Below are 18,287 nucleotides of genomic sequence, written 5' to 3'. Positions count from 1 at the left end.
GCCGCTGCGCCTGTCGGTCAATGTCGATCATGTCGCGACGCTGCGGAACGCCCGCGGCGGCCGCTTCCCCTGCCCGGTGGAGGCGGCGCGCGCCTGTCTCGCCGCCGGGGCCGACGGCATCACCATCCATCTGCGCGAGGACCGCCGCCACATCCGCGACGAGGATGCCCGCCGCATGGCGGCCGAGCCCGGGCTGCGCCTGAACTTCGAGATGGCGGCCACCGAGGAGATGGTGCGCATCGCGCTCTCCCTCGCCCCCGCCGCCTGCTGCCTGGTGCCCGAGAAGCGCGCCGAGCTGACCACCGAGGGGGGGCTCGACGTGAAGGGCGCCGGCCCCTACCTCGCCGAGGCGGTGCGCCAGCTCGCCGGCGCCGGCATCGAGGTCTCGCTCTTCGTGGAGCCGGACCCGGCGCAGATCGATGCCGTGGCGGCGCTGGGCGCCCAGGCGATTGAGCTGCACACCGGCACCTATGCGGACGCCGCCCCCGAGGCACGCGCGCCCCTGCTGGCCCGGCTGCGGGCCGCCGCCGAGCACGCCTCCCGCCTTGGTCTCGCCTGCCATGCCGGGCACGGGCTGGATTACGGGAGCGTCGTCGGCATCGCCGCCATTCCGCAGGTGGAGGAGGTGAGCATCGGCCACTTCCTGATCGGGGCCTCGGTGTTCGAGGGGCTGCCGGGCGCGGTGTCGCGGATGCGCGCCGCCATCGCCACGGGCCGTTCCGAAACCGGCCACTGAGGAGGGTGGGGGGCGGCTAGAGCAGTTTCCGTTCGCCTTGGCCCACGTCTGCTACTCTAGCTTTCTGTTCTTGCGAGCATCTTCACCCGATCAGATGCTTCCATCTGATTGGGATCTGCTCTAGCGGCCGAGGCGGGACAGGCGGTGGGCGGCTTCGGCGTTCACCGCGCCTTCCGGCAGGGTGCCGGCGGCCAGGGCGGCCACCTGCCGCACCGTGTCCATCGCCTGGTGCTCGGTCGCCATGCGGGTCAGGCCGCCGATATGAGGGGTCGCCACCACATCGGGCCGGTGGGCGAGAGCGGGGCTCGGCATCTGGTCCGGCGCGCGGCCGACATCGAGCGCGGCGCCGCCGAGATGCCCGCTGTCCAGCGCCGCCGCCAGGGCTGCCTCGTCCACCAGCTCGCCGCGCGCGAGATTGACGAAGAAGGCACCGCGCCGCATCGCCGCGAAGGCGCCGGCATCCATCAGGTCGCGCGTGTCCGGCGTGGCGGGGGCGAGGCAGACGACGAAATCGGCTCCGGCCAGCACATCCCGCAGGGGCAGGAAGGCCACGCCCTCCGCCGCCGCCGGCGGGCTGGGATCGTTGGCCAGCACCTCCATGCCGAAGGCACGCGCCAGCGCGGCCATGCGCTGCGCGATGCGCCCATAGCCGACCAGCCCCAGCGTGGCGCCGCGCAGCTGCGTGCCCATGGCCGGCACCATGGCCCGCCCCGCGCGCGCCGCCTGCACGCCGGCGGAAACGCCGCGCGCCAGGTCGATCACCAGCCCCATGCCAAGCTCGGCCACGGAATCGGTGAAGCCCGGCGTGGCGCGCGTCACCAACACGCCCGCCGCCGAGGCGGCCGGCACGTCGATGGTGCCGATGTCCACGGCGCAGCGCAGGAAGGCCGCAAGGTCGGGCGCGGCGGCGAAGGTCTCGGCCAGGCCCGGGGTCGCGCGGTCGGCGATGATGGCGTCGCACCCCGCCGCCGCCTCGGCCAGGGCAGCGCCCTGCAGCACGCGGCCGGTGGGGTTGCGCACCACCTCGGCGTGCTGGCGCAGCGCCGCCAGCGGGCGCTCGCCATAGTAGTTGGCGAAGGCCGTCTCGGTGTGGGTCAGGAAGACTTTCAACGGACGGCCTCCGTTTCCCTCAGCCCAGCGTGCCGGCGCGCGGGTCGTGCCGGGCCACGCGGGAGAGCAGGTACTCCACCTCGGCCTTGGCCGTGGCGGTCAGGCTGGCGCCCGGCTTGCGCTGCGCGTCGGAGGCGATGATGCCGCGGCGCGCCATGACGTATTTGCGCACGGCGAGGCCCGTCGGGCCCTGCTGCTGCTCGTAGCGGAGCAGCGGCAGGTGCGCGTCGAACAGGTCGTGCGCCGCGTCGCGCTGGCCCTCGGCCTGGAGGCGGACCACGTCGCACAGCATGTCGGGGAAGGCGTAGCCGGTCATCGCGCCATCGGCGCCGCGCTCCACCTCGAAGTCGAGGAACAGGCCGCCATTGCCGCACAGGATCGAGATCGGCCGCATCGAGCCATCCGCCTGGAAGCCGCGCAGCGCGGAGATCTTCTCGAGGCCGGGCCAGTCCTCGTGCTTCAGCATCACGCAGGCCTTGTTCTCCTGCACGATGCGGCGGATCACCGCGTTCGTCATGACCACGGAGAAGGTCTGCGGGAAGTCCTGGATGACGAAGGGGACGTCCTCGCCGATCGCCTCGGAGGCCTGGCGGTAATAGGTGGTGATCTGGTCGTCCGTGCGCAGCGTGTTGGGCGGCGCGATCATCACGCCGGCCGCGCCACGGTCCATGGCGTTGCGCGCCAGGCTGCGCATGGCGGCGAAGCCGGGGGCGGAGACGCCCACGATCACCGGCAGCCCCTCGGCGCGGCGGATGAAGCGGCTGGCGATCTCCAGCGCCTCGGCGGCCTCGAGCTTGGGCGCCTCGCCCATCACGCCGAGCACCGTCATGCCGGTGCTGCCGACCTCGCGGTAGAAATCCGTCATCCGGTCGATCGAGGCGTAGTCCACCTGGCCATCGGCGTGAAACGGGGTGGGCGCGATCGGGTAGACGCCTTTGGCGGTGTGATCGAGCGGCATTCCGGTGGTTCCTCCGTAACGGTGGGCTTCCTTTAGCCGAGAAGCCGTGGCGCGCAAAGCTGGCGCCCGGGCCGGGGCGCCCTTGCGGGCGGGCGGCGCTGTGGCAGGCTGGCGGCATGGCCAGACGCAGCAAGAACGCGCTCGGGAAAGCCGCCCGCCACGCGGCGATCCTCGAAGCGCTCGCGACCGATCCGACGGTGCGTATCAGCACGCTCGCGGAGCACTTCAACGTTTCCGGCGAGACGGTGCGGCGCGACGTGGAGGAGCTTTCCGCCCGCGGCATGGTGCGGCGCACCTATGGCGGCGCCTCCGCCTCCCACCCTGCCGTGCAGCCGGGCCTTGGCGAGCGCGAGCGCGTCCTGGTGGCCGAGCGCTCGCGCATCGGGCGGGAAGCGGCGGGGCTGGTCGAGGAGGGGGCGGTGGTGATGCTGGACGCGGGCAGCACCACCACGCATTTCGCCCGCGCCCTGGCGGCGCGCGGCGTGCGCGCCACGCTGCTGACCAACAGCCTGGACGCAGCCCTCGCCGCCGGCAGCTCCGAGGCGCTTCGCGTGCTGGTGGCACCGGGCGAGCTCAGCGTGGTGGAGCGCGGCCTCTACGGCCCGGAGACGAGCGCCTTCCTGCGCCGCTTCAACGTGGACATGGCGGTGATCGGCGCCTCGGGCCTGACCGAGGAAGGCCCTGGCGAGGCGGAAAGCCGCGCCGCCTGGGTGAAGCGCGCCATGTTGGAGCGCGCGGAGCGGCGCCTGCTTCTTGTGGACTCTTCCAAGTTCGGCCGCCCCTTTCTGGAGGTGCTCTGCCCCCTGGGCGGCCTCACCGAGGTGGTGACGGAGGCCGCGCCCCCCGCACCGCTGGAAGCGGCGCTGGGGCGATGTGGAATCCGTCTCACAATTGCTCCGGAGGGCTGAAAAGCTGTTTGACCTGCCACATTGGGACGTGGCAAGTGCAACATGTATATGACACAAGAATCCGTCCCACCCCGGCCGCTCGCCGCCGCCTCCGCCGCCCAGCTGGCGGGGCTGCGCTATGTGCTGACCGATATCGACGACACCCTGACCACCGATGGCCGCCTGCCGGCCGAGGCCTATTCGGCGCTGCAGGCGCTGGACGCCGCGGGCATCGCGGTGATCCCCGTCACCGGCCGCCCGGCGGGATGGTGCGACGCCATCGCCCGCCACTGGCCGGTGGCCGGCGTGGTCGGCGAGAACGGCGCGCTGTGGTTCGCGCTGGACCGGCGGGCGCGCCGCATGCTGCGCTGGCAGGCCCAGCCCGAGGCCGAGCGCCTGGCCAACCGCGCGCGGCTGATGGCGCTTGCCGATGCCGCCCTGGCCGCCGTGCCGGGCGCCGCCATCGCCGCCGACCAGCCCTTCCGCCTGTTCGATGTGGCGGTGGATTTCTGCGAGGATGCCGGCCCGCTCGATCTTGACGCGGCGTGGCGCATCGCCGGGATCTTCCATGCCGGCGGCGCCGAGGCGAAGGTCTCCTCCATCCACGTCAATGCCTGGATCGGCGGCTGGGACAAGCGCGCCGGGATCGAGGCGCTGTTCGCCGCCCGCTTCGCCCCCTTCGCCGCGCTGCGCGACAGCGTGGCCTTCGTGGGCGACAGCGGCAATGACGCGCCGCTGTTCGGCGCGGTACCCTGTTCCGTGGGGGTGGCCAATGTCGCCCCCTTCCTGGCCGGCATGGCGACGCCGCCGGCCTTCATCACCCGCGCCGAGGGCGGCGCGGGCTTTGCCGAGTTCGCCGATGCGCTGCTCAAGGCGCGCGGCGCGATGCAAGAGGAAACGGCCGCATGAAGAACGCGATCCTGGCGAGCACCGCGCTCGCCCTTACCCTGTGGGCCATCCCCGGCGCGGCGCCCGCCGCCGCGCAGGAAGGCTGCGCCTTCCGCGGCTCGCTCGACGAGGCCTATTGCGACGCCAACCGCGACATGGTGGCCGACGCGCCGACCGACCCGTCCAAGCTGCGCGACCCTTCCACCATCGTCTTCACCTACACGCCGGTGGAAGATCCCGCGCTCTATTCCAGCCAGTTCCGGCCGTTTCTGGAGTATCTCGGCAAGTGCACCGGCAAGCGCGCCGTGTACTTCCAGGTGACGTCGAACGCGGCGCAGGTGGAGGCGATGCGCTCCGGCCGGCTGCATGTGGCGGGCTTCTCCACCGGCCCCACCGCCTTCGCGGTGAACCTTGCCGGCGCCGTGCCTTTCGCCGTGAAGGGCAACGCGGAAGGCTATGAGAGCTACAAGGTCGCCATGCTGGTGCGGGCCGACAGCCCCTACAAGACGCTGGCGGACCTGAAGGGCAAGCGCGTGGCGCACACCTCCGCCACCTCCAACTCCGGCAACCTGGCGCCGCGCGCCTTCTTCCCCGGCCTCGGCCTGAAGCCGGACGAGGACTACCAGGTGGTCTATTCCGGCGGGCATGACCGCAGCGTCATGGGCGTCAATGCCGGCGACTACGATGCCGCGCCCGTCGCCTCCGACGTCTGGACCCGCATGGTGGCGCGCGGCCAGGTGAAGCGCGAGAACTTCCGCGTCATCTGGGAAAGCGAGCCCTTCCCCACCAGCGGCTTCGCGCTCGCCCACGACCTGAAGCCGGAGCTGGCCACCAAGATCCGCCAGTGCTTCCTCGACTACCGCTTTCCCGAGCAGATGGCCAAGGACCTCGGCGGCAACGACCGCTTCTGGCCCGCGACCTATGCCGAGCAGTGGGCCCCCGTGCGCGCCGTGGCCGATGCGGTGAACGCCCCCTACAACCGCGCCGCCTTCGACGCCGAGAGCCGCCGCGAGCTGGAGGCCGAGGCCCGCAAGCGGGCGCAGCAGCAGCAGCCCGCCGCCCCCACCCATGTCGCGCCCACGGGTGCCGCTCCCGCGGCACGCTGAGCGCCGGAAGGCCAACACCATGTCCGCCACGCTGACCGCCGCCGCGCCGACGGCCAACAACCTTGGCAACGCCCTGGAAATCCGGGGCCTCGTCAAGGAATACGCCGCCGGCAAGCCGGTGCTGAAGGGCATCGACCTGTCGGTCGCGGCCGAGGGGATCACCGCCATCATCGGCCCCTCCGGCACCGGCAAGTCCACCCTGCTGCGCTGCATCAACCGGCTGGTCGAGCCGACGCGGGGCGAGATCCGCCTGCGCGGCACGGAACTGACCGGGCTGCGCGGCAAGGAGCTGCGGCTGGCGCGCCGGCGCATCGGCATGGTGTTCCAGGAATACAACCTGGTGGAGCGCCTGACGGTGATGGAGAACGTGCTGAGCGGCCGGCTCGGCTACGTCCCGCTCTGGCGCGCCTGGCTCCGCAAATACCCCGAGGCCGACATCCAGCGCGCCTTCATGCTGCTGGACGCGGTGGGCCTGCCCGAGCACGCCACCCGGCGCGCCGACGCGCTCTCGGGCGGCCAGCGCCAGCGCGTGGGCATCGCCCGCGCGCTGATGCAGCGGCCCGAGATCCTGCTCGCCGACGAGCCCACCTCCTCGCTCGACCCGCGCACGGCTGTCGAGGTGCTGGAGCTGCTGGCCAGGCTGACGGCGGCGGAGAACGTGCCTGTCATCATCAACATCCACAATGTGGAGCTGGCCAAGCGCTATGCGCGCCGCATCGTCGGCATGTCGGGCGGCAGCGTGATCTTCGACGGCCCGCCCGAGGATCTGCGCACGCACCACCTCCAGGCCATCTATGGCGGCGAGGACTGGCTGTGAGCGCGACCTCCGCCCCGCCCTCCTCGGCCGATGCGGCGCGCCGCGTCGCCTTCGCGCCGAACTGGCCGATGCGCCTCGCGCTGCTGGCGCTCGCCGCCTATGCCGTCTGGGCCAGCAGCCAGCTCGGGCTGAGCTGGGGCCGCCTGGCGCACGGGCTCGGCGAGGGCGGTCAGCTCCTCGGCCGCATGGTGCCGCCCAATTTCGAGCGCTGGGGCCTGCTGCTGGAAGGGCTGCTGGAAAGCCTGCAGATCGCCGTGCTGGCCTCGGCCGTCGGCATCGCGCTGTCCCTGCCGCTCGGCGTGCTGGCGGCGCGCAACCTCTCGCCCTGGTGGATCTCGGGTCCGGTGCGGGCGGTGATCGCCGTATGCCGCTCGCTGCACTACGTCATCGTCGCCATCCTGTTCGTCAAGGCGATCGGCTTCGGCGCGCTGGCCGGCACGGCGGCGCTGGTGGTGGCCTCGATCGGCTTCATCGCCAAGCTCTTCGCCGAGGCCATCGAGGAGATCTCGATGAAGCAGGTGGAGGCGATCCGCGCCACGGGCGCGGGCGTGATGAAGGTCCTGGCCTACGCGGTGCTGCCGCAGGTGGCCTCGCGCTTCATCGGCTTCTGCCTCTATCAGCTCGACAGCAACCTGCGGAACTCCACCCTGGTCGGCATCGTCGGCGCGGGCGGCATCGGCGGCACGCTGTTCGCGGCGTTCAAGCGCTTCGACTACGACTTCGTCGCCGCCATCCTCCTCGCCATCATCGCCCTCATCTTCCTGGCCGAGATTATCTCCGGCCGCGTCCGGGCCGCCCTGCGATGAACAGCATGACCTCCCCCTCCTTCAGCGGCGATCCCGTGGCGCCGCTGCGGCGCGAATGGACCCGCCACACGCCGGGCCAGCGCCTGTCGCGCTTCGCGGTGTGGCTGTGCTGCGTCGCGGCCGTCGTTTGGGCCGTGCGCAGCATCGACATCATCCCCGAGTTCCTGGCAGACGCGCCGGAACAGATGGCCGACCTGCTGATCCGCATGTGGCCGCCCAATGTCGCGCACTATTATCCCGAGGTGCACCACGCGCTGATCGAGACGCTGCACATCGCGACGCTCGGCACGCTGTTCTGCTTCGTCCTGGCCGTGCCGCTGGCGCTGATGGCGGCGCGCAACGTCTGCACCATCAGGCCGCTCAACGTGGCGGCGCAGTTCAGCCTCGTCGCCTCGCGCTCGGTCAACTCGCTGGTCTGGGCGCTGCTTTTCGTGGCGATCTTCGGCCCCGGCGCCGCGGCGGGCGTCTTCGCCATCGCCTTCCGCTCCGTGGGCTTCGTGGGCAAGCTGCTGTCGGAAGCGCTGGAGGAGACCAGTCACGGCCCGCGCGAGGCGCTGCGCGCCGCCGGCGCCTCCTGGGGCGCGGAGATGCTGAAGGGCGTCTGGCCGCAGGTACAGCCGGCCTTCTGGGGCATCGCGCTGTTCCACTGGGACATCAATGTGCGCGAGAGCGCCGTGCTGGGGCTGGTGGGTGCCGGCGGCATCGGGCTGGTGCTGGACGACGCCATCAACTTCTTCCAGTGGGACCGCGTTTCCATCGTGCTGCTGGCGATCCTGGCCGTGGTGCTGGTCGCCGAGGTCATCGTCACCCGCCTTCGGTCGAGGCTTCTCTGATGGCTCACGACAATGTCGATCTGCTGGTGATCGGCGGCGGCGCCAATGGCGCCGGCATCGCGCGCGACGCAGCGGGGCGGGGGCTTTCCGTCCTGCTCGCCGAGCGCGGCGACCTGGGCGGGGCGACCTCCTCCGCCTCCTCCAAGCTGGTGCATGGCGGCCTGCGCTACCTGGAGCACTACGAGTTCCGCCTGGTGCGCGAGGCGCTGGGCGAGCGCGAGGTGCTGCTGCGCCTCGCCCCGCACATCGTCTGGCCGATGCGCTTCGTGCTGCCGCATGTCGAGGGCATGCGGCCGCGCTGGATGCTGCGCGCGGGCCTGTTCCTCTACGACAACCTGGCCCGCCGCGTGACCCTGCCGGCCAGCCAGGCGCTGGATTTCCGCGCCCATCCCTGGGGCGGGCCGCTGAACGGCCAGTCCCGCCACGGCTTCGCCTATTCCGATGCCTGGGTCGAGGATGCGCGCCTCGTCATCCTGAACGCGCGGGACGCGGCGGCGCGCGGCGCCACCATCCTGGTCCGCACCGCCTTCACCGGCGCCACGCGCGACGCGGAGGGCTGGACGGCCACGCTGCGCGAGGAGAACGGCCAGGAGCGCGTGGTGCGCGCCCGCGCCATCGCCAACGCCGCCGGCCCCTGGGTGATGGAGGCGCTGGGCGAAACCGGCGTGACGACGAAGGACCGCATCCGCCTCGTGCGCGGCAGCCACATCGTCGTGCCGGCCCTCTATGAAGGCGACCAGGCCTACATCCTGCAGAACGACGACCGCCGCGTGGTCTTCGTCATTCCCTATGAGGGCCGCTTCACCCTGATCGGCACCACCGACGTGCCGCACGACCCCGCCAGCGGCCCGCCGCGCTGCACGCCGGAGGAGGCGGCCTATCTCTGCCGCGCCGTCTCGCGCCAGTTCCGCAGGCCGGTGACGCCGGAGGACATCGTCTGGAGCTATTCCGGCGTCCGCCCGCTGCACGATGACGGCGCCGAGAACCCCTCGGCCGTGACGCGCGACTATGTGCTGAAGATGGACCGCCCGGCGGGCCGCGGGGGCGCGCCGCTGCTTTCCGTCTTCGGCGGCAAGATCACCACCTATCGCCGCCTCGCCGAGGATGCGGCGGGGCAGATCGCGGCGGCGCTCGGCCATGGCGGCGGCGCCTGGACGGCGGGCGCCACCCTGCCCGGCGGCGATCTCGGCGGCCTTTCCAGCGAGGCCTTCCTGGCCGAGGCGGAGCGGCGCTACCCCTTCCTGCCGCCGCCGCAGCTGCGCCGCCTGTTCCACTGCTATGGCGGCGAGCTGGACGCGGTGCTGGGCCATGCCGGCAGCCTCGCCGATCTCGGGCGCGACCTGGGCGGCGGCATCACCGAGCGCGAGCTGGCCTGGATGATGCGCGAGGAATGGGTGCGCGCGCCGGAGGACGCGCTGTGGCGGCGCACCAAGCGCGGGCTGCACATGACCGAAGCGGAGCGCAGGAACTTCGCGCAGGCCTTCCCCGAGGTCCGGCAGGCGGCCTGAAGGCGTCCGGGGGGCGTTTCCGCCTCCCGGGCGCCCCGCCCCTCCCGGGGCTGTTCAGCCCACGCCGGCGCAGTGCAGGCGGTTGCCGGAAAGGCGGCTGATCCAGGCCGGCGCCTCCGGCATCATCTGCCGCACCGCCTCCAGTTCCAGGTCTCGCAGGATCACCACCAGCGCCTCGGGCGTGCGCTCGCCGCGCGGCATCGGCACCATGGGGCTGAACAGCGTGCCGACCCCCTGCACCAGCACGGCAAGGCCGGGCTGCTCGGGCGGGTGCAGGAAGCCCTTCACGCGCAACAGGCGCTCGCCAGCGAAGGCGGCCAGGTTCTCCAGCCAGTCCAGCCGGTCCTCCCAGCTCGCCTCCGGTGTGAACCTTGCCAGCAGCACCGAGACGCGGGGATGCGCGCCCGCCTCCCCTTCCGGCAGGCTGGAGGCACGGCCCGGAGGCGCGGTGAAGGCCGCCAGGGCGCGGGCGGCGCGGTCCGGCTCCACCACCGCCCGGGCCAGCGGGTTGATGGAGGCGGCCAGCGCCTGCGCGGCCTCGGGCGAAGTCTGGTCCAGCTTGGTGAACACCACCGTGTCGGCGGCGGCGAGCTGGGCCGCGAACTCCTCGAAATGCGCCGCGCGCTCGGCCGCCTGGGCGGCGTCGCAGGTGGCCACCACCCGCACCCGCAGCCCGAGCGGCGCCAGCGGCCCGAGGGAGCGCAGGATCGGCCCCGGCCTGGACAGGCCGCTGCATTCCAGCACGATGCGGCGGAAGGGCGGCTTGCCCGTCTCCATCCGCTGCCGCAGCAGCGCCTCGACGGTGAAGACGAGGTCGTTGGTCAGCGAGCAGCAGACGCAGCCATTGCTCAGCAGCGCCATGGGCAGGGTGCCGCCCGTGGCGATGACGGCGCCGTCCACGTCGATCTGCCCCGCCTCGTTGACGATCACCGCCGTGTCCGCCGCCTCGGGCAGCCGCAGCCAGTCCACCAGCAGCGTCGTCTTGCCGCTGCCCAGGAAGCCGGCGAGCAGGATGAACTCGGCGGCGTCCTCCATGCCCGCGCCGCTCATGCCGGCGCGGGCGCCCCGGCCCTCTCCGTCTCCGCCTCGGCGTCCTTCTGCGCGGCGACCATGCGGCGCAGGTCGGCCAGCAGCTCCGGCACGTCCAGCACCAGCCCGGCGCGGATGGTGTGGCGCAGCGCCTGGCGCCATTCCGGCTTGCCGGTCGCGTCGTTCAGCCGCAGCGCGCCGGTGCCGTAGAGCAGCTTGAAGTCCTCCAGCGGGTTCTCGTCCAGCACCAGCAGGTCGGCGCGCTTGCCGACCTCGACGCTGCCCGTCTCGCCGTCGATGCCGAGCAGCTCGGCGCCCTGCAGCGTGGCGGAGCGCAGCACCTCCAGCGGGTTGAAGCCCGCCTCCTGCAGCAGCTCCAGCTCGCGCACATAGCCGAAGCCGAAGGTCTGGAAGATGAAGCCGGAATCGCTGCCGGTGCAGACCCGGCCGCCGCGGTTCTTGTATTCGTTGATGAAGGCCATCCAGAGCCGGTAATGCGTCTTCCAGTCGATCTCGTTGGCCGTGCCCCAGCGGAACCAGTAGGAGCCGTGGCCGCCGCGCGCCGGCTGGAAGAAGCGCCACATGCTGGGCCAGGTGTAGTCGTCGTGCCAGTCGGCCCGGCGGGTGCGCATCACGTCGCGGTTGGCGTCGTAGATGCTGAAGGTGGGCACGAAGGTGAAGTCGAGGTCGAGGAAACGCTGCATCACCGCGTTCCACTTGGCACTTCCCGGCTCGGCCGCCTGCTGGAAGGTCTGGCCGGCGGAGGAGAAGCGGAAATACTCGTCGTTGTAGTTGTAGCCGCTCGGGTAGCTCTGGACGATGCGGCTGTCGTAGAGCGCCTCGGGCAGGCCGTAATAGTGCTCGGCGCTGGTCAGGCCCCATTCGGCGGTGGTCAGCGCGTTCATCCGCGTCACCGCCTGCTGCGCGTGGTGGCAGCCGGTGCGCAGGCCGAGCGCGCGGCACTCCTCCAGCGCCGCCTTCATGATGGCGGGGGGCGCGCCGAAGAACTTCACGCCATCCGCGCCGCGCTCGGCCAGGCGGCGCAGCCAGGCGCGCCCTTCCTCCGGCGTGTGGATGGTCTTGAGCATGTCGTTGACGGCGGGGAAGTAGGAATGCGCCACGATGTTGGGCGCGGCGATGCGGTTGGCCGCCGAGGCCGCCTTCTGCTCCAGCATCCAGCCGAGGCCGCTGAAGCTGCCCATCTCGCGGATGGTGGTGACGCCATGCGCCAGCCACAGCTTGTACACGTAGTCGGCCGGCGCGGGCGTGCCGTGCAGCGCGTGGTAGGGCACGCCGGTGTGGGTGTGGCAGTCGATCAGGCCGGGCGTCACGAACCTGCCGTGGCAGTCGATCTCCACCTCGCCCTCGGGCGGGCGGCGGGAAGGGCTGATCGGCTTGCCGGGGACGCCCACCGCGACGATGGCGGCGATGCGGTCGCGCTCGATGACGATGTCGGCCGGGCCCCAGGGCGGCGCGCCGGTGCCGTCGATGATCGTGGCGCCACGCAGCACCATGCGGCCGTAGGGCCCCTGCCCCCGGTCGCGCGCGGTGGCCGCCGGCACGGGCGGCATGCCCATCTTCAGGTTGTGCGCGGTGATTTCCTCACCGATCTCGACGGTCTCCGCCATGGGGAGGCTTCCTTTCTTGATGGGGCGGGAAAAGGGCGGCGGGAGCGGCGCCCCCGTCACGCCGCGCGGTAGCGGCGCCCGAGCAGCGTGCTGCCGACCACCGTCAGCACCAGCGTCACCGCCAGCAGGATGAAGGCGAGCGCGGCGCCGAAGGGCCAGTTGTTGCCGCGCACGAACTGGTCATAGACGGCGGGCGCCATCATCTTGAACTGCGGCCCGCCCAGCAGCACGGGTGTCGCGTAGGCGTTCATGCACAGGATGAACACCAGCACCGAGCCCGCCACCACGCCGGGCAGCGCGAGCGGCAGCACCACGCGGCGGAACACCGTCATCGGCCGCCCGCCCAGATTGGCGGCCGCCTCCTCCGCCTGGCGCGGGATGCCCTCGATGACGGCGGCCAGCGTCAGGATCATGTAGGGCAGCACGACCGCGACGATGCCCACCACCACCGAGCCGGTGTTGTAGAGCAGCGGCAGCGGCCGGCTGGTGATGCCCATCCCCATCAGGGCGGCGTTGATCGCGCCCTCATTGCCGAGCAGCGCCATCCACCCCGCCGAGCGGACGACATTGCCCACCAGCAGCGGGAACAGCACCAGGATGGTGGCGAGGCTCTTCCAGCGGCTTTCCATCCGCGCCAGCCAGTAGGCGGCGGGAAAGCCGAGGGCGAGGGCCAGCACGGTGCAGCCCAGCGCCACGCCCAGCGTGGTGCCGAGCACCTGCTGGTAATAGGGGTCCTGCACCGCACGCCAGTAGTTCTCCGCAGTCGTCGCCTCCACCATCAGTTCGGTCGGGCTGAAGCGGTTCAGCGAGATACGCGCCAGCAGCAGCATCGGCGCCACCAGCAGCATGACCACCAGCAACCCGGCGGGAAGGACGAGCGCGGCCATCGCTTATGCCTTGAACTGCTTGTTCCAGAAGTCGAGGATCTCGCCGTGCGACTTCAGCAGGTAGTCGTAGTCCGGGGCGCGCAGCCGCTCCTGCTCGGCCTCGCTCAGGCTGATCTGCCGGGCGATCTCGGCCGGGAGCTGGGCATCCTTCACCGTCGGCAGGTAGCCCATGCGGTCGGCGAAGGCGACCTGCGCCTTGGGGTCCAGCATGGCGTCGAGATAGGCGTAGGCATTGTCCTTGTTGCGGCTGTTCCTCGGCACCGCCGCCTCGAAGACGATGGCGTAGGCGCCTTCCTTCGGCACCACATGCTTCACCGGGATGCCGGCCTTCTGCCACATGAAGCCGCGCGCCAGCCACATCGGCGTCATCCACACCTCCTCGGACTTCAGCGCCGCGGCCAGCGCCTCGTTCGAAGGGTAGATGCGGCCGTCGAGCGAGCGCATCTCCATCAGCTTCTTCTTGGCGGGCTCGTAGTCGCTGAAGCCGCCGCCGCCGGCCATGGCGGCCGCGAAGGTGTTGGTGCTGTAGAGGATGTCGGAGAAGCCGACGCGGCCGCGATACTTCGGGTCCCACATGTCGGCGAAGCCGGTGGGCGGCGTGGTCACCTTGCTCGGATTGTAGAGCAGCACCAGCGCCGAATAGATGTGCGGCACCGCGTAGGTCTTGGCCAGCGCCGGCAGGATCGCGCCCCCGCGCTTCAGCCGGCCCGTCTCCAGCGTGTCGAACGCGTTCTGCGCGGAGATCATGTGCATGTCGGTGTCCGACAGGCAGGCGATGTCGTAGGTGCCGCGCCGCGCCTGGCGCTCGGCCAGCAGCTTGGTCTTGCGCGGGTCGGCGTTGGCCACGTCCTGGAGCACCTCGATGCCCTGGGGCGCCATCAGCGGCTGGTCGATGTTCTGGCGCAGCAGCTCGCCATAGTCGCCGCCCCAGGTGCCGACGACCACCTGCTTCGACTGCGCGTGGGCGAGGCCCGGCAGGCCGGCGGTGATGGATGCGAGGGCGGCGGCGCTGCCGGTCAGCGCCGCGCGGCGGGTCATCGTCATGCCTTGTCTCCCGTTGTTCGTGGACATCGTGTCGTTCTGCCGATCCATCAGGCGGCCGGCAGCAGCCGCACCGCGGCGGCGTCCCAGCTCAGCACCACGGCATCGCCCACGGCAAGGCGCCGCATCGGGTCGCCAAGCGGCGGCGTGGGGCGCGTCACCAGCAGCGTCGTGCCGCGCTGCTCGACATGATACTCCGTCTGCGCGCCGAGATAGGTCACGGCCGTGATACGCGCCTCGCCCGCCGGGTCCGGATCGAGGCGGATCCGCTCCGGCCGCAGCGCCAGCAGCGCGGCATCGGCCGGCGCGCCCGTGCTGTCGCAGCGCAGCAGCGCGCCGCTCTCGGCCCGGAAGCCACCCCCCTCCAGCCGGCCGGAAACCAGGTTGCAGCGGCCGACGAAGCCGGCGACGAAGGGATCGGCCGGATGCTCGTAGAGCTCCTCGGCCGTGCCCACCTGCCGCACCCGGCCGCGCTCCATCACCACCAGCCGGTCGGCCATGGTCAGCGCCTCCTCCTGGTCGTGCGTCACGATCAGGGTGGTCAGGCCCAGGCGCTGCTGCAGCGCGCGGATCTCCATCCGCACCTCGCCGCGTAGCTTGGCGTCGAGGTTGGAGAGCGGCTCGTCAAGCAGGAACACGGCCGGGTTCACCACCAGCGCGCGGGCCAGCGCCACGCGCTGCTGCTGCCCGCCCGAGAGCTGGCGCGGCAGCCGGTCGGCCAGGTGGTCGAGCCGCACCAGCCGCAGCGCCTCCATCACCCGCTCATCGCGCTCGGCGCGGCCCACCTTGCGCATCTCCAGCCCGAAGGCGACGTTCTGCGCCACGCTCATATGCGGAAACAGCGCGTAGGACTGGAACACCATGCCCGTGTCGCGCGCATAGGGCGGCGCCCGCGTCACGTCCTGGCCGCCGATGAGGACGCGGCCGCCGCTCGGCGGGATGAAGCCCGCCACCATGCGCAGCGTCGTCGTCTTGCCGCAGCCCGAGGGGCCGAGCAGCGCCACCATCTCGCCCTGCGCCACCTCCAGATCGACCCGCTCCACCGCGGTGGATGAGCCATAGCGCTTGCTCAGCGCCTCCAGCACCAGGCTGCCCATCAGTGATTATCCTCGGCGTGGTGTGGCACGGTCAGACGACCCTCGACAGTTTCACGAAGCGATCGGTGATCAGCATCAGCCCGGCTACCAGCAGGATCTGCACCGTGGCCACGGCGGCGAGCGTCGGGTCGATGCGGAACTCGAGGTAGCTCAGCATGGCGACGGGCAGGGTGGTGCGGCCCGGCCCCACCAGCAGCAGCGTCAGCTCCAGGTTCTCGAAGCTCTGGATGAAGGAGAACAGCGCGGCGGCGACGATGCCCGGCCGCAGCATCGGCAGCGTCACGCGGCGGAACACGGTGAGCGGCCGCGCGCCGAGATTGGCCGCCGCCTCCTCCGCCGTGCGGTCCAGCCCCTGCAGGCTGGCCGAGACCAGCCGCACCGTCCAGGGAATGGTGAGCAGCACATGCGCGGCGACGAGGCCTTCCAGCGTCGCCGTCAGGTCGCGGTCCAGCCAGAACTCCGCGCGCAGGTAGAACATGTAGAGCGCGGTGCCCGCCACCACGCCGGGCACCGCGAGCGGCCCCAGCAGCAGGGTGTTGAGCGCGCCCTTGCCCTTGATGGCGCTGCGCTGCAGGGCCAGCGCCGCCGCCGTGCCCAGCGGCACGCCGATGGCGGTGGCCAGCAGCGCCACCTGCAGGCTGGTGAGGAAGCCGCGTGCGAATTCCTGCCGCGCCCATGCGTTCACGTACCATTCCAGCGTCAGGCCGGGCGGCGGAAAGCTGACGATCTCCTGCCGGAACACGCTGATGATCATCACCATCGCGACCGGCGCCAGCATCAGCAGAAAGGCCGCACCGATCGCTGCGTGGAACAGCAGGCGGCGGGGAGCGGGCAGAAGCATGCGGTTGGACCTCCAGGCCATAACCTGCCCGGATCGGGCCCCCCGCGTCGAGGGCGCCGCATCCGTGCCGGCCATGGTCGCCGCGACGTCGCAGACATTGCGCCGGTTTGCAAGCCGCGCCGCGCGCGCCATCATGCCGCCATGACCGCTTCCGCCCTGAACCTGCTGACCGACATCCCCGGCCTGGCCGTGGGCCACGCCACCGACCAGCGGCTCGGCTCGGGCGTCACCGCGGTGCTGTTCGACCGCCCCACCATCGCCGCCGTGCATGTGGGCGGCGGCGCCCCCGGCACGCGGGATACCGCCCTGCTCGGCGGCGACGCCACGGTGGAGCGGGTCGATGCCATCGTGCTTTCCGGCGGCTCCACCTTCGGGCTGGACGCGGCGGGCGGGGTGCAGGCCTGGCTGCGCGAGCAGGGGCGCGGGCAGGTCTTCGCCGGGCTGCCCATTCCGCTGGCGCCGCAGGCCATCCTGTTCGACCTGCTCAATGGCGGCGACAAGGACTGGGGCCGCTTCCCGCCCTATCGCGACCTCGGCTACGCGGCGGCGCGGGCGGCGGCGCCGGGCGGCTTCGCGCTCGGCAGCGTCGGCGCCGGCACGGGCGCCACCACCGCCACGGTGAAGGGCGGCCTCGGCTCGGCCAGCGGCGTCACCGCCAGCGGGCACCGCGTGGCGGCCATCGTGGCGGTCAACGCGGTGGGCTCGCCGCTGGTGGGGGACGGCCCGCATTTCTGGGCGGCGCCCTTCGAGGAGGGGGCGGAGTTCGGCGGCCTTGGCCTGCCGCGGCGCTTCACGCCCGATGACCTGCGGCCGCGCCTGAAGGGCGGCGCGCCCACCGCCACCACCATCGGGCTGGTGGTGACGGACGCGGTGCTGAGCAAGGCCCAGGCCAAGCGGCTGGCCATCATGGCCGATGACGGGCTGGCGCGCGCCGTGCTGCCCGCCCACGCTCCCACGGACGGGGACACGGTCTTCGCCGCGGCCACCGGCGCGCGGCCCGGCGCGGACCTCGCCGCGCTGGGCCACCTGGCGACGCTGGTGATGGCGCGGGCCATCGCGCGCGGCGTCCACGCGGCCACGGCGCTGCCCTGGGCGGGCGCGCAACCTTCATGGCGAGACCGGTTCGGCGGCTGACCGGCCGCCGCCGCGCCAGGATCAGAGCGGCTTCAGGCCGCGCTCGATGTCGGCGCGCCGCGGCTCCAGGAAGGGCGGCAGGGCTAGGCGCTCGCCCAGCGCCTCCTTCGGCTCGTCCGCGTCGAAGCCCGGGCCGTCGGTCGCGATCTCGTAGAGGATGCCGCCCGGCTCGCGGATGTAGAGGCTGCGGAAGTAGAAGCGGTCCACCGGGCCGCTGGAGCGCAGGCGGTAGCGGTTGAAGCGGTCCACCCAGGCGCCGTAATCGGCATCGGGGATGCGGAAGGCCACATGGTGCACGGCGCCGGCACCCTGCCGGGCGCGCGGCAGATGCGGCTCCACCCGCATGTGCAGCTCGGCGGCGGGGCCGCCCTCGCCCATCTCGAACACATGCACCGTGACGGGATCGGCGTCGTCCGACTGGTAGGCGCGGGCGCGGCGCATGCCCATCACCTCCGTCGCGAAGGCCTCGGAGGGGGCGAGCTCCGCCACGCTCATGGTGATGGGCCCGAGGCCGCGGATCTGGTGCTCCGCCGGCACGGGGCTGCGCGCCCAGGGGTGGGCGGGGCCGGCGCCGCCGTCATCGACCAGCGCCAGGCGCTGCCCCTCGAAATCCTCGAAGTCGAGCTGCAGCCGGCCGTCGATCTGGCGCACCGCACCCGGCGTCGCGCCGTTCCGCGCCAGCCGCTCGGCCCAGTAGGCCAGCGCCGCCTCGCCATTCACCCTCAGCCCGGTGCGGGTGACGCTGGCGGTGCCGCGCCGCTCGCGCTCCACCGGCCATTCGAAGAAGGTGAGGTCGGTGCCGGGGCTCGCCTCGCCATCGGCATAGAACAGGTGGTAGGCGCTGGTGTCGTCCTGGTTCACGGTCTTCTTCACCAGCCGCATGCCCATGGGGCCGGTGTAGAAGGCGTGGTTGCCCCGGGCATCGGCCGAGACGGCGGTCAGGTGGTGGATGCCGTGCAGTTGCATGGTGGGGGTTCCTTT

General features: G+C 72.1%; 18 protein-coding genes. 9 read left to right on the top strand and 9 right to left on the bottom strand.

What is annotated here, in order from left to right:
- Positions 1 to 4: 4 nt before the first annotated feature.
- On the top strand, positions 5 to 736 hold the full coding sequence (locus CR162_RS09125) for a pyridoxine 5'-phosphate synthase (protein WP_099095279.1): 732 nt from the start codon (positions 5 to 7) through the stop codon (positions 734 to 736).
- A 120-nt stretch (positions 737 to 856) separates the two neighbouring features.
- Here CR162_RS09125 and CR162_RS09120 read toward each other — a convergent pair whose 3' ends face one another.
- On the bottom strand, positions 857 to 1,846 hold the full coding sequence (locus CR162_RS09120) for an NAD(P)-dependent oxidoreductase (protein ID WP_099095235.1): 990 nt from the start codon (positions 1,844 to 1,846) through the stop codon (positions 857 to 859).
- Positions 1,847 to 1,865: 19 nt separating this feature from the next.
- Entirely contained in the window at positions 1,866 to 2,804 is a 939-nt protein-coding gene (locus CR162_RS09115; RefSeq protein ID WP_099095234.1) for a dihydrodipicolinate synthase family protein, read from the bottom strand.
- Between the two features lie 116 nt (positions 2,805 to 2,920).
- On the opposite strand from CR162_RS09115, the gene CR162_RS09110 reads away from it, so the two are divergent.
- Genes CR162_RS09110 through glpD form a run of 7 tightly spaced genes read left to right on the top strand, consistent with a single transcriptional unit; the run spans position 2,921 to position 9,649 of the window.
- Complete coding sequence (locus CR162_RS09110) at positions 2,921 to 3,712, top strand: DeoR/GlpR family DNA-binding transcription regulator (RefSeq protein ID WP_099095233.1); 792 nt, start codon at positions 2,921 to 2,923, stop codon at positions 3,710 to 3,712.
- A gap of 48 nt (positions 3,713 to 3,760) precedes the next feature.
- The gene (locus CR162_RS09105; protein ID WP_245870222.1) at positions 3,761 to 4,600 is read left to right on the top strand and encodes an HAD-IIB family hydrolase; all 840 of its coding nucleotides are present in this window, start codon (positions 3,761 to 3,763) and stop codon (positions 4,598 to 4,600) included.
- Complete coding sequence (phnD, locus tag CR162_RS09100) at positions 4,597 to 5,685, top strand: phosphate/phosphite/phosphonate ABC transporter substrate-binding protein (RefSeq protein WP_099095231.1); 1,089 nt, start codon at positions 4,597 to 4,599, stop codon at positions 5,683 to 5,685. Before CR162_RS09105 ends, phnD begins: the two co-directional genes overlap by 4 nt.
- Positions 5,686 to 5,704: 19 nt before the next feature.
- A complete protein-coding gene (gene phnC, locus CR162_RS09095; RefSeq protein WP_099095230.1) occupies positions 5,705 to 6,502 on the top strand; it encodes a phosphonate ABC transporter ATP-binding protein in 798 nt (265 codons plus the stop codon).
- Entirely contained in the window at positions 6,499 to 7,308 is an 810-nt protein-coding gene (gene phnE, locus CR162_RS09090) for a phosphonate ABC transporter, permease protein PhnE (protein WP_099095229.1), read from the top strand. Before phnC ends, phnE (CR162_RS09090) begins: the two co-directional genes overlap by 4 nt.
- Before the next feature lie 5 nt (positions 7,309 to 7,313).
- A complete protein-coding gene (gene phnE, locus CR162_RS09085; protein ID WP_245870221.1) occupies positions 7,314 to 8,141 on the top strand; it encodes a phosphonate ABC transporter, permease protein PhnE in 828 nt (275 codons plus the stop codon).
- Positions 8,141 to 9,649 (top strand): glycerol-3-phosphate dehydrogenase, encoded by a 1,509-nt coding sequence (gene glpD / locus CR162_RS09080; RefSeq protein WP_099095227.1) that lies wholly within the window; start codon positions 8,141 to 8,143, stop codon positions 9,647 to 9,649. The genes phnE (CR162_RS09085) and glpD overlap by 1 nt, the downstream gene beginning before the upstream one ends.
- A 54-nt stretch (positions 9,650 to 9,703) precedes the next feature.
- Here glpD and CR162_RS09075 read toward each other — a convergent pair whose 3' ends face one another.
- Genes CR162_RS09075 through CR162_RS09050 form a run of 6 tightly spaced genes read right to left on the bottom strand, consistent with a single transcriptional unit; the run spans position 9,704 to position 16,172 of the window.
- Positions 9,704 to 10,699 carry a CobW family GTP-binding protein gene (locus tag CR162_RS09075; RefSeq protein WP_176559787.1) on the bottom strand — a complete coding sequence of 332 codons (996 nt, stop codon included), beginning with the start codon at positions 10,697 to 10,699 and terminating at the stop codon, positions 9,704 to 9,706.
- Entirely contained in the window at positions 10,696 to 12,306 is a 1,611-nt protein-coding gene (locus CR162_RS09070) for an amidohydrolase family protein (RefSeq protein ID WP_099095226.1), read from the bottom strand. The genes CR162_RS09075 and CR162_RS09070 overlap by 4 nt, the downstream gene beginning before the upstream one ends.
- 56 nt (positions 12,307 to 12,362) lie before the next feature.
- Positions 12,363 to 13,193: an ABC transporter permease gene (locus tag CR162_RS09065; RefSeq protein ID WP_099095225.1), complete on the bottom strand. Its 831-nt coding sequence runs from the start codon at positions 13,191 to 13,193 to the stop codon at positions 12,363 to 12,365.
- 3 nt (positions 13,194 to 13,196) lie between these two features.
- Positions 13,197 to 14,237, bottom strand: a complete 1,041-nt coding sequence (locus CR162_RS09060; RefSeq protein ID WP_099095224.1) for an extracellular solute-binding protein — start codon at positions 14,235 to 14,237, stop codon at positions 13,197 to 13,199.
- A 47-nt stretch (positions 14,238 to 14,284) separates the two neighbouring features.
- Positions 14,285 to 15,331 carry an ABC transporter ATP-binding protein gene (locus CR162_RS09055; RefSeq protein ID WP_099095223.1) on the bottom strand — a complete coding sequence of 349 codons (1,047 nt, stop codon included), beginning with the start codon at positions 15,329 to 15,331 and terminating at the stop codon, positions 14,285 to 14,287.
- 31 nt (positions 15,332 to 15,362) lie between these two features.
- Entirely contained in the window at positions 15,363 to 16,172 is an 810-nt protein-coding gene (locus tag CR162_RS09050) for an ABC transporter permease (protein ID WP_099095222.1), read from the bottom strand.
- A gap of 141 nt (positions 16,173 to 16,313) precedes the next feature.
- Between CR162_RS09050 and CR162_RS09045 the strand changes: the two genes are divergently transcribed.
- Positions 16,314 to 17,306, top strand: coding sequence for a P1 family peptidase (locus CR162_RS09045; protein WP_099095221.1), 993 nt, complete (start codon positions 16,314 to 16,316; stop codon positions 17,304 to 17,306).
- Between the two features lie 21 nt (positions 17,307 to 17,327).
- Here the strand turns inward: CR162_RS09045 and CR162_RS09040 are convergent, their stop codons facing one another.
- The gene (locus tag CR162_RS09040) at positions 17,328 to 18,272 is read right to left on the bottom strand and encodes a ring-cleaving dioxygenase (RefSeq protein WP_099095220.1); all 945 of its coding nucleotides are present in this window, start codon (positions 18,270 to 18,272) and stop codon (positions 17,328 to 17,330) included.
- Positions 18,273 to 18,287 lie beyond the last annotated feature (15 nt).

Origin of the sequence: Teichococcus rhizosphaerae (assembly GCF_002631185.1) — a bacterium.
GTDB lineage: Bacteria > Pseudomonadota > Alphaproteobacteria > Acetobacterales > Acetobacteraceae > Pseudoroseomonas > Pseudoroseomonas rhizosphaerae.
The sequence above is the reverse complement of the archived record's forward strand: the minus strand, read 5'-3'. Positions and strand labels throughout refer to the sequence as shown.